Here is a 12,719-nt window from a genome sequence, read left to right as displayed (position 1 = left end):
TGGCAAGCGGGCCGCAGGCTCCGAAATACAGAGGGGTTCAGCCCCGCTTGCGGGGAATCAGCAGCAGCTGGTCCCGGGGAAGGGCCTCCTCCCCCTCCAGCTGGTTGGCTGCCAGGATGGCGGGGATGGTGGTGTTGTATCGCTTCGCCAGGTCCCATGCATTTTCCTGCTTCCCCAGGCACCGCAGCACCAGAGACGGCGCTCCGGAGAGGTCCTTGGGGTGTTCCGTGTCCACCCGGGCGGCGGTGATGCACACCCGCTTGCTCCGGCTGGCGGCCTCTGCCCGGAAGTCCACCGGGAAACGGACTTCAATGCCGCCGGCAGTGAGACTTCCCTGGACCTCGTCGGCGCAGACGGCCCGGGCGGAGACGGTGCAGTCCTCTGGAAGCTCCAGCTGGCAGGAGACTTCTACGGTCCGCTCCGCTACCAGCGGTACGCCGCCCTCGTCCAGGTACAGCGCCCGCACTGCGGCGCCGGTGCGCAGCACCACCGACTCCCCTTCCCGGCTGACGTTTACCGTGCCGCAGGTCACCGACAGCGAGAGAACCGTGTCCGCCACCACGCCGATCTCCAGCACCTCCCGTACGTTCTGGCGGCGGGTCATGGGCTCCCAGAACCCGGTGAGGGCCAGGGGCGCGGCGTCGTAGGCCACATCGTAGGCGGTGGAGTACAGATCGCTCAGCAGTGTCACCTCCAGTTCCTGGCGCAGCAGCACCGTGGCGTGGAGATACAGCGTGACGGCGATTTGACGGCCCTCCGGGTCTCCCCCGTCAATCTGCAGGTCCGTACCGGTGAGCTGTAGCATCACAGAGGCCACGGCGCCCTCGGCGGCGCCTTCCACCTCCATAATCTGGGAGAAAGGCAGCTCGCCAGTGCTGGAACAGCAGCGGCCGTCGGCGGTCCGGTACAGAAGACTCACCGTAAAGACGCCTTTGAGGATCAGCTTGCTGCCCACCAGCTTGGTCTCCGTGACGGAGCTGGTGACCTGGCTGCTGAGCAGCTCGGCGGCGCCGTCCCGCCCGGGAGAGAGGTTCATCTCCTCCGAGCAGGTGAAGTCCTTTTCCGCGATGTGGGTCAGCAAAAATACCCGCTGCCGCTCCTGCCGCTTTTCCAGGCACAGCGTCTCATCCTCCGAGGCTGCATCCGTACAGAATTCCACCGGGAGGCGCCGGTAGCCGGTGAGGCGGCTGACCAGTTTGCAGTGAGTGAAGATCTTGCGGGGGTTGAGCATCCGAGACTCCAGAAACTCGGACTGGGTCTGGGCGGTGAGTACCGTACACTCCGGCAGCGCCCTGGATTCGCTCTCCACCGTGAAGGGCATGGCGAATTCCAGAGTGCGAATGCCGCCCTCCGCCTCCGGCGTATACAGGACCGTCACTCGGACCGTGCCGGAGAGCTCTGCCTTTCCGTCCCGCAGTTCCCGGCTATGTAGAAAGACCCGTCCCTCCGTCTCGATGATCCGGGCGATGTCCGGGCAGTAGTCCGGGACGATGGTCTCCGCCGTCTCCTCCTGGGTCAGCGTCAGCTCTCCGCCGATCTCATAGGTGTCGAACCCTGCTTTTTTCAATTCCAGTTCCATCTTGCGCCCTTCCTTTCCGGCTGTTCATGTTCTGCTCTACTGTATGAACCGCCGGTCCGGCTTATTCATGGACTTTGAAGAGTCTGCGCAAAATACCCCGCAGCGCCTTGGGAGACTTCCAAACCACAATATTCATTGCAATACCCCTTTCTCAATGTCTGCAGCAGGCGCAGCCGCACGCGATCAGCAAAAAGGCCACCAGAAACAGCAGCGCGCCTACCGGGAAAATCGCCGCGATTAGGATTCCGGCGCCCAGCGCCACCGCGCACACGCCCAGAACCCAGCAGCTTCCGCCTCTTCGAAACATGCCGCATACACCCCTTTCTCAGTACCAGTATATCCGCCGTGCCGCTGAAGCGTGCGAAAAAAACCGCCGGGCACCATGGGTGTCCGGCGGCTGGGGCTACTTTTTCCGTTTTTGCTGCCACTCCTGCAGCGGCTTGAGTTCCTCATACAGCCGCAGATAACTCTCGTGACGGCTCTTCTGGATGGCGCCGCTGCGAACGGCCTCCAGCACGGCGCAGCCCGCCTCTTTGGTGTGGCTGCATCCCACGAACCGGCACTTGCCCAGATACGGCACAAACTCCCGGAAGGTCTCCGGCAGATGGGCCTTAAGTTCCAGGTTCAGCGCATCGGTTTCGAAGGAGGAAAAGCCTGGGGAGTCCACCACGTCCGCCCCGCAGTCAAGGCGGTAGAGCTCCACATGGCGGGTGGTATGGCGTCCCCGGCCGAGAGCTGTGCTGACCTCTCCAACCTGGATATGGAACGTAGGGTCCAGAGCATTTAAAATGCTAGATTTCCCTACGCCAGAGTTCCCTGTAAAGGCAGATAGCTTTCCGGAGATCAGGGGCTTTAATTCCTCAATTCCCTCCCCGGTCTCGGCGCTCACCCGCAGAGTCTGGAAACCGGCGGCCCGGTAGAGGTCGTAGAGACTGTCCGCACTGTCCAAGTCACACTTGTTGAGTACCACGATGACGTCGCACTCTTTCAGCGCGGCGATGGCCGCCACCCGGTCGATGAGGAAGGGGTCTGTTTTGGGAATGGCGGCGGAGCCGATGACCACCAGTTGGTCGATGTTGGCTACCGCCGGCCGGTCAAAGGCGTTCCGGCGGGGCAGGATGGCCTCCACGAATCCTTCCTGGTTTCCCAGGGGGCGGACCTCCGCCCAATCCCCTACCAGGGGAGAGATGCCCTCCTTACGGAACTTGCCCCTGGCGCGGCAGGTCAGAAGGCCATCCTCCGTCTGTACATAGTAGAAGCCGCTGAGGGCTTTGACGATCCTTCCCTTAGCCATTGCTAAAATCCAGCGAATAGGTTTTATAGGGAGCGCCGTCCAGATAGACCTCCGCCTCTGCCGTACCGGAGCCATCGAAGGTGTGGAAGAAGGTCCAGTTCAGATCCCGGAAATTCAAGTCCGAATCATAGACGCTCTCTCCATTGATATAGACGGTGATCCGGCCGCTGTCCTGATCCGTGGGCAGCGGGACGGTGATGGAATCGGTTCCCTGGGAACCGGAGTCGGAGCTGCCGCCCTCCTCTCCGGTAGAGGGACCAGAACTGATGACGAAGTCGATTTCCGTATCCTTTTCCACTTCGGAATCTGCGGGGATACTCTGCTCCAGGATGGTGCCTTTGGGCTTGTCGCTCTCCTCCTCGGAGATCTTGCCTTCCGCCAGGCCCAGAGTCGGCAGCTGCTTGAGCGCGGTGTCAATCTGCATGTCCTTGAAGGGCGGGACTTTGACCTTTTCCTTGCCGCTGCTGATGATGACCTGGATGTTCCGGCCTTCCTCCAGGGGTTCGCCGGGGGCCGGGTCCGTGGAGAGGATCATGCCGGCCTCCACGTCGTCAGAGGGTTCCTGACCGGCCTCCTCGATCTCAATGTCGTACTTTTTCAGCAGGTCCGCCATTTCCAGACGGGCGCTGGCAAGACTGTAATTCTTGGAGGAGACCAGATCGGGCATCACGTCCTCCTCCATGCCGGAGCTGACCCAGATCTTGATGGTCAACAGCTCCTCGTCGGGCTTTTTGACCGCCTTGTCAGCCTCCGGACTCTGGCGCAGGATGTCACCGGCGTCCACGTCCTTGCTCTCCTCACTACCCTGGTAATCCAGGGTGAAGACGGTGTCCAGCCCCTGCTCCTCCAGCAGATCTTCCGCTTCCTCCTGGGTCATGCCCGTCACCTCCGGGACCGTGTACTCATCCACGGAGCCGAAGGAGCCCAGAATGGCCCGGAAGAGGAAGATAATGATGACCACGGCCACCACCGCCGCGCCGGCGATGATAGCGGTGCGCTGTTTGTTGTGCTTGGGGGCGGGCTCGTCATAATAGTAGTCCTCCCGGCGGCGCTCCCGTTCATGAGCGGGCTCCCGGGCGGAAGAATGATTGGAGGCGGCTGCCGCGGCGTAAGACCCGGTCCGCAGCAGGCGGGTGGGTTCGTCTGACTCCTCCGGCCGCAGATCGTCCATCTGGAAGTCCAGGTTCACGCCGGGATTTTTGCGGAAGGCCTCCAGATCGGCGATCATGGCGTCCGCCGAAGGATAGCGCTTCTCCAAGTCCGCTGCCATGGCCTTCATGCAGATCAGCTCCAGCTGTTCGGGAATATCGGGATTGATCTCTCGAGGGGCCAGGGGGATGGAGCTCAGGTGCTGGATGGCCACGGACACGGCGCTGTCTCCTTCAAAGGGCAGCCGTCCGGTAAGCATCTCATAGAGAACGACACCGGCAGAATAGATGTCGCTGCGGGCGTCGATCCGGTCTCCCCGGGCCTGTTCCGGGGAGATATAGTGCACGGAGCCCAGGGCCTCCTGCGTCAGAGTCTGGGCGGCGTTTTCCAGACAGGCGATGCCGAAGTCGGCCACCTTCACGCTGCCGTCCCGCAGCACCATCACGTTCTGGGGCTTGATATCCCGGTGGACGATGCCCCGGCTGTGGGCATGGCTCAGGCCCCGCATGATCTGGGTGATGAAGTGCAGAGACTCCCGCCAGTTCAGCTGGCCCCGCTTTTCCATATACTGCTTGAGCGTGATGCCATCGATGAGCTCCATGACGATATACTCGGTGTCCCCGCCCCGGGAGACGTCATACACCGAGACGATGTTGGGATGGGAGAGCTGCGCGACAGCCTGGGATTCGGCGTTGAAACGACGCCGGAAATCCTCGTCCTGTGCAAGGTCTGCCTTTAAGATCTTGATAGCCACCAACCGGTTGAGCCGATGGCACTTGGCCTTGTAGACCACGGCCATACCGCCGGTCCCGATACGCTCGAGGATCTCATAGCGGTTATCCAGCATCCTTCCGATATACGGATCTTTGTGTTCCATGTCTCTCCCCCCTTACTGCTTTTGCATCAGCACGGCGGTCACATTGTCCGCGGCGCCGCGGCTCTTGGAGATCTCCAGCAGCCGCCCCAGACAGGTGTCCGGCTCGCTGCCGTGGATCACTTCAAAGAGCATCTCCTGGTCCGTCACCGTGTCCACCAGTCCGTCTGTGCACAGCAGCAGGAAGTCTCCCGCTGCCATGGGGCATATGTACCCGTCGCAGACAGCGCTGATGTCCGGTCCCAGAGCCCGGGTGATCAGATTGCGGTTGGGATGGCGGCGGGCCTCCTCCGCGGTGATGTCGCCCCGGTCCACCATGCTCTCCACCAGGGAGTGGTCCTTGGTGACCCGGACGATGCCGCCCTCCGTGATGTGGTAGGCCCGGCTGTCGCCCACGTTGGAGATCACCGTGCCATCGGTATAGCTGACGGCAGCCACCAGTGTGGTGCCCATGTTGCGGCACTCCGGAGTGCTGCTGGCAGCTTCCCGTACCGCCCGGTTGGCCAGGGCCACCGCGTAGGAGGAGGCCTCCCGCAGCTGCTCCGGCGTCATCTCCGGCTTCAGGACCTTCTCCAGCTCGGATATGAAGGTCTCCGCCGCGATGTGGCTGGCCAGCTGACCACCGGCGGCGCCGCCCATACCGTCGCATACCACGCAGATGGTGCAGCCGTCATCCAGCTGCCGGGTGGCGAAGGCGTCCTGGTTGTCCTTGCGGACCAGACCCACGTCCGTCATGGTCCATAATTTCATCGGGTTCATTGGGATCACTCCCCTTTCTTTGCTTGTTCCAGCATGGCCTTCCGGCGGAGCTGTCCGCAGGAGGCGTCAATATCCCCGCCCAGGCTCCGGCGGACTGTGGCGGTAATATGATGGGATTCCAGCCGCTTTTGAAATGCCTCGATCCGGCGGGAGGGCTTGAATGGGCTCTCCGCCACGTCGTTGAGGGGGATCAGATTCACGTGCCCCGGCATGCCCCGGAGCTTTTGGGCGATGAGATCCGCCTGCCAATCGTGGTCGTTGACCCCGTCGATCATGGCATATTCAAAGGAGATGCGCCGTCCGGTCTTCTGGAAGTAGTCGTGGCAGGCATCAAAGAGCTCCTCCACGTCGTAGGCCCGGTTGACCGGCATGATCTTGGAGCGGGTCTCACTGTCCGGCGCATGCAGGGACACGGACAGCGTCAGCTGCAGTCCCAGCTCCGCCAGGCGGCGGATGCCGGGGATGACGCCGCAGGTGGAAAGGGAGATATGCCGCATGCCGATGTTCAGCCCGTCGGGATGGTTCACCAATTCCAGAAACCGCAGCACGTTGGCCAGGTTGTCCATGGGCTCGCCGATCCCCATCAGCACGATATTGGAGATCTCCAGCCCGGAGTCCAGCTGGGTGAAGAGCACCTGATCCAGCATCTCCGACGGGGTCAGGTCCCGCACCTTGCCGGCGATGGTGGACGCGCAGAAAGCGCAGCCCATCCGGCAGCCCACCTGGGAGGAGATGCACACGGTGTTTCCGTGGTGGTACTGCATGAGAACGGTCTCGATGCAGTTGCCGTCGGAGAGCTCCCACAGGTATTTCCGGGTCCCATCCAAGGCGGAGACCTGCTTGCGGGCTACGGTGGGGGCGGTGATGACGCAGGTCTCCGCCAGCTGATCCCGCAGCGCCTTGGGGAGATTGGTCATCTCCTCAAAGGAGCGGACGCCCCGGTGGAGCCAAGTGAACACCTGTTTGCCCCGGAATGCCGGCTGCCCCATGGATTTGAGAAAGTCGGTCAGCTCCGGCAGTGTTTTGGATTTCAAGTCAGTCATAGGAGTTTTCCCCCGGATGCTTGCCGCCGCATGCGGCAGATGTAAAAGCCGTCGGTGTCGTGGCGGTGGGGCCACAACGTCACTTGGCCGTCCGTCTGGCCGGCCTGAGCCGGCAGCGAGAGGTCCTCCCGGGAAAAGTCCGGGTGTTGGGCCAGGAACGCGTCCGTGATCTGCTGGTTCTCCTCCGGCAAAATGGTGCAGGTGGAGTAGACCAGCACGCCGCCGGGCTTCACATACCGGCAGGCATTGTCCAGAATGGCCTGCTGCACCACAGGAAGGGTAAACAGGTCATCGGCCTTTTTATACCGGATATCCGGCTTTTTTCGGATGATGCCCAGGCCAGAACAGGGGGCGTCCACCAAAACGGTGTCAAAAGCTGCCTCCCATTCCGACCGGAATTCCCGGCCGTCGGCGGCCGCTGTGCGGATGCAGGTGAGCCCCAGCCGCTGAGCGCCTTCCCGGATGCGCTTGAGCTTGTTTTCGTGGAGGTCGCAGGCCAGGATCTCGCCCCGGTCCTCCATGGCGAAGGCGGCGCCGAAGGACTTTCCGCCGGGGGCGGCGCACACATCCAGTACCCGCTGGCCCGGCATCACTGCTGCGGCCCGGGCCGCCAGCGCCGCCGCGCCGTCCTGGACCAGGAAGTGTCCCGCCCGGAAAGGCTCCAGAGCAGTCAGATCACCGGTGCCGGAGAGCTCCAGACAGCCGGGCACCCAAGCGTGAGGTGTCACACGGACGCCCAGGGCCTCCAGCTCCGCTGTCAGCGCTTCGGGGGTGGTTTTCAGGGGGTTGACCTGCACCGTCAGGGGTGCGGCGGTGTTGTCCGCCGACAGGAAGGCTTCCGCCTCCTCCCTGCCCAGCAGCTCCAAAAGCCGCTTGACCAGCCACTTGGGATGGCTGTACCGGATGGAGAGGAATTTGGCCTCATCCCGGTCGGGAATGGGCGGCAGAGCGTTTTTATTCTGGGAGAGCTTGCGCAGCACGGCATTCACCAGACCTGCGGCCTGGCCCCGGCCGGACCGTTTGGCAAGTTCCACCGCCTCACTGACGGCGGCCCGGTCCGGCACTTTGTCCAGAAAGAGGATCTGATAGGCGCCCAGGCGCAGGATGTCCAGCAGCGGAGGCTGGAGATGGTCCGGCTTCTGGGAGCAGTAGGCGGCGAGATAGAAGTCCAGCAGCAGACGGTTTTGCGTCACGCCGTACACCATGCGGCTGCAAAGGGCCGCATCCTGAGGGGACAGGCGGTCTCGGGCCAGCTGAGCCTTCAGCGCAGCATCCGCCCACGCGCCGTGAGTCCGGCAGGCAACCAAGACTCCCAGCGCAGTATCACGGGCAGAATGGCTCATTCACGACCTCCTCCCCGGTTCCCGCTGTTGCCGCCCCGAGCCAGAAAGATCAGCACGAACCGCAGCAGCTGCACCAGCGACATCAGAAGCGCCGCAACATACGTCAGCGCGGCGGCCCGCAGGACCTTGCGGGCACCGTAGAGCTCATCCTCATCCAAAAGTCCGCTTCCGCCGATGGTCTCAATGGCCCGGTGGGAGGCGTTGAACTCCACCGGCAGCGTCACCAGCTGAAAGAAGGTGGTGAAGGAAAAGAGAATGATTCCAAACAGAAACAGCGTCTGACTGTACAAAAACAGCCCGATCAGCAGCAGGATCATGGACAGGTTGGACCCCAGCTGCGTGATAGGGATGATGGCCGTCCGCAGCCGCACGGGGCCGTAATGTTCCGCGTACTGCACGGCATGGCCAGCCTCATGGGCCGCCACGCCCACCGCCGCGATGGTGGGAGCGTTGTACACCTCCTCGGAGAGGTAGATGGTGTTGTCCCGGGGGTCGTAGTGGTCCGTCAGGTGCCCCCGGCACATGCGGATGCCCACGTCAAAGACCCCGTGGGCCCGCAGCACTGCCTCTGCCGCCTGGGCGCCGGTGATGTGCCGGCGGTTGTTGACGGCGTTGTAGCGCCGGAAGTTGCCGGACACCTGGAACTGTGCCCACAGCGAGAGCAGCAGTACCGGAATCAGCACCAGCACATAGAGGTTGTTGGCCAGAAAGTCTCCGTAGCCGTAATAGCCATAGCCGTAAGGGTAGAACATAAAACGTTATCACTCACTTTTCAAAGGGAAATAGGGTGACCCAGCAGATAGGCTGCGGCGCTCATGCGCTTCCCGCCCTGGGCTTGCAGTTCTGTGACGAACAGGCTCATCCCATCGCCGCAGGCCACCTCGATCCCCTGTTTGCCGGCGGAAAGAATGGTGCCGGGTGCTTGGGTACAGGGGGCACCGGGGGTGGTTCGGTAGATCTTGAAGGACGTCCCGGCCAGCTCTGCCGTAGCGCAGGGCCAGGGCTGCAGGCCCCGGACCTGACAGTCGATAGCCCGGGCGGAATGGCTCCAGTCGATGGGAGAGAGCTCCTTGCTGAGCATGGGAGCGTAGGTCATCTGGGTCTCGTCCTGGGGCATGCGGACGGCGGTCCCGTCCGCAAGGGTGGGAATGGTCTCGGAGAGCGCTTGGGCGCCCAGCTGGGCCAGCCGGTCCCAAAGAGAGGGAAGATCCTCCTCCGGGCCGATGGGCGTCCGGGCCACCCGGAGCACATCGCCGGCATCCAGCGCCTGGGCCATATACATGATGGACACACCGGTCTCCGGCTCGTCATTTAGTATTGCCCAATTGATAGGCGCCGCACCCCGGTATTTCGGCAAAATCGATGCGTGGACGTTGATGGAACCGTACTTAGGGGTTTCCAGAATGTCCACCGGCAAAATCCTTCCGTAGGCCGCTACCACGATCAGCTCCGGTGCCAGCTCCTGCACAATGGCCAAGGCCGTGCCGTCCCGCATCTTTTCCGGCTGGTAGACCGGAAGATTTTGCGACAGGGCATATTCCTTTACAGGCGTTGGGAGCAGCTTGTGCCCCCGGTTTTTTGGCTTGTCGGGCTGAGTGAATACACCGCAGACCTCATGGCCGTCCCCCACCAGCCGCCGCAGCGAGGCAACGGCGAAGTCCGGTGTTCCCATAAACAGGATGCGCATGGACTCACTCCTCTCCCTGCTGGGCTTGGCGCTCCTCCTGCTCCAGATATTCCTGGAGCTCCTCGTCGGAGAGGAAGTGGTCGATGTGTTCCACAAAGAGGTGGCCGTCCAAATGCTCGATTTCGTGGCAGAAGGCCCGGGCCGTCAGACCCTCACCCTGTGCCTCAAACCAGTTGCCGTTCCGGTCCTGGGCGCGGACCCGTACCACCTTGGGCCGGGTGACGATGCCCCACTTCCCCGGAACGCTCAGGCAGCCCTCCAGGCCCGTCTGCTCACCGCTCCAGGTGATGATCTTGGGGTTGATGAGCTCAATGTATTCCCCGCTGTCCTCGTCCAATACCAGGCAGACCCGGCGCAGCACGCCCACCTGGGGCGCGGCCAGACCGGCGCCGTTGGCGTCCGCCAGGGTCTCTGCCATATCGTCCAGCAGGACATGCAGATGGGGATTAAACTCCGTGACGGGACGGCAGACCTTATTCAGGCAGTCCTCCCCGATTTCCACGATCTTACGCAGTGCCATGATTTGTCTCCTCCTTGACTGCGTCACTCCATGGTGTTGCAGTCCACAAAAATATTCAATCCGCGGTTTGCGCGGTCGCTTGCAAATTCTTTCAGCAGGCAGCTGAGGGATTCCCGGGTGGCGCGGTCATTGTGCCCCACCAGGGTGCAGCGGTAGCGGAAGCGGTTGTTGAGCTTCAGAACCGGTGCCGGGGCGGGGCCCAGGACCTCGTTTTCCGGTCCGGGACAGAGCTGGCGCAGTCTCTTCCGCACCAGGGCAGCTCCCCGCAATACCCGCCCCTCCTCCGTTCCGGAGACAGTGACGGTAAAGAGGTCCGCAAAAGGCGGGCAGCGCCGCAGCTGCCGCAGCCGGATCTCCCCACGATAGAAAGACTCGTAATCCTGCCGGGCGGCGCATTGGATGACGTCGTTTTCTGGGGTGTAGGTCTGGATGACCGCCCTCCCCTGTCGGGCGCCCCGCCCGGCCCGGCCCACCACTTGGGTGAGCAGACTGAACGTCCGTTCGGCGGCACGGTAGTTGTCTACATACAGGGAGAGGTCCGCCGCCAGGACCCCCACCAACGTCACATTTTCAAAGTCCAATCCCTTGGCCACCATCTGGGTGCCCAGGAGAATGGGAATTCGCTCCTTTTCAAAGCGGCTTAGGATCTGCTCGTGTCCGCCGGCGGCGGTGTCGGCATCCATCCGGAGGATGGGCGTGTCGGGGAACCGCTCGTGCAGCTCCTCCTCCACCTTCTGGGTTCCAGTGCCCACATGCTTCATGATACCACCGCAGACGGGGCAGGTATCGCTGGAGCGCTGGGAGTGGCCGCAGTAATGGCACATGAGCCGCCCGTTGGCAGAGTGATACGTCAGCGCTACGCTGCACCGGGGACATTCCGGCACATAGCCGCACTCGCCGCAAAGCAGCATCCGGCTGCTGCCCCGGCGGTTCAAAAAAAGAATGCTCTGTTCGCCCCGTCGGAGGTTTTCCTCCAGCTCCGCCTGGAGCGATGTCCCAATCAGGCCGGGGTTTCCGGAGCGGACCTCCTGCCGGAGATCTGCAATCACCACCTGGGGAAGGCTGCGGTCGTTGTATCGCCTGCGCAGCAGCGCGTGGTGGTAGATTCCCTGCTCCGCCCGCCAGGCGCTCTCCACCGCCGGGGTGGCAGAGCCCAGCACCAGCGTGGCATGATCCCGGGCGCAGAGGTACTTGGCGATGTCCCGGGCGTGGTAGCGGGGGGCGTTTTCCGACTGGTAGCTCCCCTCCTGCTCCTCGTCCAGCACGATGAGCCCCAGATTTTTCAGCGGGGCGAACACAGCGGACCGGGTGCCCAGAACCACCTGGACTTCACCCCGGCGGATGCGTTTCCACTGGTCATACCGCTCTGTCATCCGCAAACCGCTGTGGAGCATGGCCACCCGGTCTCCGAAGTAGGAGGCAAACTTGCGCATCATCTGAGGCGTGAGTACGATCTCCGGCACCAGCACGATGGCAGTGCGTCCGGCGGAGAGCACCTCCTGCACCAGCCGCAGATAGACCTGGGTCTTTCCGCTGCCGGTGACACCCTGGAGCAGCACCGCCTCCGGCTTTTGGCTGCGGGTCAGACTGAGAATTTGGGAAAAGGCTGCCTGCTGCTCATCGCTGAGTACGATGGGCGGCCCGGGAGGAACGTCCCGGGGCGGCGGCAGCCGCAGCGCCTCCTCCTGGGAAAAAGTCACAAGACCCGCCTTTTCCATGTTTCGGAGGGTTGACATCCCCACGCCGGTGAAGTAACACACCTCCTGGGCGGGCACGCATCCGGCAGCGGCCAGCAGCATGATGACATCCCGCCGCTGGGGGGAGATGCGCCGGCCCTCTCCCAAGGAGAGCAGTTCCCCGGCGTCTGCCGCCAGGGAAACCATCCGCCGGGTCCGGTCCCCCACCTTCCGCTGCGCCGCGGTCTCACAAATCACGGCTCCCGTCCGCTTCATGGCGGAGAGGGTGGCGGAGACCTCATCTCCGCACAGGTCCCGGAGGGTCTCCAGCTCCGCGGAACCGCCGTGGGCCTCCAAAGCGTCCAGCACGGCGCCGGCGCGCTTCATGCGCCCGCACAGTGCCTCTGCGCCGGAGCGGTCCAGGCCGTCCGCCAGACGCCAGATCTCCCGCAGCCGGTACCAGAGTCCCGCCGGCAGGATGGTCTTGACCGCCTCGAACATGGTGCAGAAATAGCGCTGGCGCATCCACAGGGCCAGGGCGATCCCCTGGCTGTCCAGCACCGGAGCGTCATCCAGCACCGCCTCCAGCGGCTTGAGTCTAGGCAGCTTTTCTCCGCTGCCCCGGGCCAGGATGATGCCCTCGCTGGTGCGGTTGCCCCGCCCAAAGGGGACGGTGACCCGCACGCCGGGCAGCGCCCGCTCCAGCAACGGTGCCGGAACCTGATAGTCAAAGGGCCGGTCAATGGAATAGGGCGCGGCGCTGACCGCGACTTTTACAATCTCTGCGGTCTCCAT

The 12,719-nt window shown here is 63.2% G+C and carries 11 protein-coding genes; all 11 read right to left on the bottom strand.

Going from position 1 to position 12,719, the window contains the following annotated elements:
* Positions 1–37 precede the first annotated feature (37 nt).
* On the bottom strand, positions 38–1,579 hold the full coding sequence (locus QZL67_RS04575) for an SPOCS domain-containing protein (protein WP_022289585.1): 1,542 nt from the start codon (positions 1,577–1,579) through the stop codon (positions 38–40).
* A gap of 151 nt (positions 1,580–1,730) precedes the next feature.
* Positions 1,731–1,886: a hypothetical protein gene (locus QZL67_RS04570; RefSeq protein WP_022289584.1), complete on the bottom strand. Its 156-nt coding sequence runs from the start codon at positions 1,884–1,886 to the stop codon at positions 1,731–1,733.
* A gap of 96 nt (positions 1,887–1,982) precedes the next feature.
* Positions 1,983–2,873, bottom strand: a complete 891-nt coding sequence (rsgA, locus tag QZL67_RS04565) for a ribosome small subunit-dependent GTPase A (protein WP_022289583.1) — start codon at positions 2,871–2,873, stop codon at positions 1,983–1,985.
* Complete coding sequence (pknB, locus tag QZL67_RS04560; RefSeq protein WP_022289582.1) at positions 2,866–4,899, bottom strand: Stk1 family PASTA domain-containing Ser/Thr kinase; 2,034 nt, start codon at positions 4,897–4,899, stop codon at positions 2,866–2,868. Before pknB ends, rsgA begins: the two co-directional genes overlap by 8 nt.
* A gap of 12 nt (positions 4,900–4,911) precedes the next feature.
* Complete coding sequence (locus tag QZL67_RS04555) at positions 4,912–5,655, bottom strand: Stp1/IreP family PP2C-type Ser/Thr phosphatase (RefSeq protein WP_022289581.1); 744 nt, start codon at positions 5,653–5,655, stop codon at positions 4,912–4,914.
* A gap of 5 nt (positions 5,656–5,660) precedes the next feature.
* Complete coding sequence (rlmN, locus tag QZL67_RS04550) at positions 5,661–6,698, bottom strand: 23S rRNA (adenine(2503)-C(2))-methyltransferase RlmN (protein ID WP_022289580.1); 1,038 nt, start codon at positions 6,696–6,698, stop codon at positions 5,661–5,663.
* Complete coding sequence (gene rsmB, locus QZL67_RS04545) at positions 6,695–8,041, bottom strand: 16S rRNA (cytosine(967)-C(5))-methyltransferase RsmB (RefSeq protein WP_022289579.1); 1,347 nt, start codon at positions 8,039–8,041, stop codon at positions 6,695–6,697. The genes rlmN and rsmB overlap by 4 nt, the downstream gene beginning before the upstream one ends.
* Complete coding sequence (locus QZL67_RS04540; protein ID WP_022289578.1) at positions 8,038–8,793, bottom strand: zinc metallopeptidase; 756 nt, start codon at positions 8,791–8,793, stop codon at positions 8,038–8,040. Before QZL67_RS04540 ends, rsmB begins: the two co-directional genes overlap by 4 nt.
* A 20-nt stretch (positions 8,794–8,813) precedes the next feature.
* Positions 8,814–9,728 carry a methionyl-tRNA formyltransferase gene (fmt, locus tag QZL67_RS04535; RefSeq protein ID WP_022289577.1) on the bottom strand — a complete coding sequence of 305 codons (915 nt, stop codon included), beginning with the start codon at positions 9,726–9,728 and terminating at the stop codon, positions 8,814–8,816.
* A 4-nt stretch (positions 9,729–9,732) separates the two neighbouring features.
* On the bottom strand, positions 9,733–10,248 hold the full coding sequence (def, locus tag QZL67_RS04530) for a peptide deformylase (protein WP_022289576.1): 516 nt from the start codon (positions 10,246–10,248) through the stop codon (positions 9,733–9,735).
* A 23-nt stretch (positions 10,249–10,271) separates the two neighbouring features.
* On the bottom strand, positions 10,272–12,719 hold the full coding sequence (priA, locus tag QZL67_RS04525) for a primosomal protein N' (protein ID WP_022289575.1): 2,448 nt from the start codon (positions 12,717–12,719) through the stop codon (positions 10,272–10,274).

The organism is Oscillibacter sp. CAG:155 (assembly GCA_000436875.1).
In the GTDB taxonomy this organism is placed as follows: Bacteria; Bacillota; Clostridia; order Oscillospirales; family Oscillospiraceae; genus Oscillibacter.
This window is presented reverse-complemented; position numbering and strand designations above follow the sequence as displayed.

Excerpts from the sequence above, each read along its gene's own strand:
- def (WP_022289576.1), bottom strand. The coding sequence starts at position 10,248 with ATGGCACTGCGTAAGATCGTGGAAATCGGGGAGGACTGCCTGAATAAG.
- QZL67_RS04570 (WP_022289584.1), bottom strand. The coding sequence starts at position 1,886 with ATGTTTCGAAGAGGCGGAAGCTGCTGGGTTCTGGGCGTGTGCGCGGTG.
- QZL67_RS04540 (WP_022289578.1), bottom strand. The coding sequence starts at position 8,793 with ATGTTCTACCCTTACGGCTATGGCTATTACGGCTACGGAGACTTTCTG.
- QZL67_RS04575 (WP_022289585.1), bottom strand. The coding sequence starts at position 1,579 with ATGGAACTGGAATTGAAAAAAGCAGGGTTCGACACCTATGAGATCGGC.
- priA (WP_022289575.1), bottom strand. The coding sequence starts at position 12,719 with ATGGAGACCGCAGAGATTGTAAAAGTCGCGGTCAGCGCCGCGCCCTAT.
- rlmN (WP_022289580.1), bottom strand. The coding sequence starts at position 6,698 with ATGACTGACTTGAAATCCAAAACACTGCCGGAGCTGACCGACTTTCTC.
- QZL67_RS04555 (WP_022289581.1), bottom strand. The coding sequence starts at position 5,655 with ATGAACCCGATGAAATTATGGACCATGACGGACGTGGGTCTGGTCCGC.
- fmt (WP_022289577.1), bottom strand. The coding sequence starts at position 9,728 with ATGCGCATCCTGTTTATGGGAACACCGGACTTCGCCGTTGCCTCGCTG.
- pknB (WP_022289582.1), bottom strand. The coding sequence starts at position 4,899 with ATGGAACACAAAGATCCGTATATCGGAAGGATGCTGGATAACCGCTAT.
- rsgA (WP_022289583.1), bottom strand. The coding sequence starts at position 2,873 with ATGGCTAAGGGAAGGATCGTCAAAGCCCTCAGCGGCTTCTACTATGTA.
- rsmB (WP_022289579.1), bottom strand. The coding sequence starts at position 8,041 with ATGAGCCATTCTGCCCGTGATACTGCGCTGGGAGTCTTGGTTGCCTGC.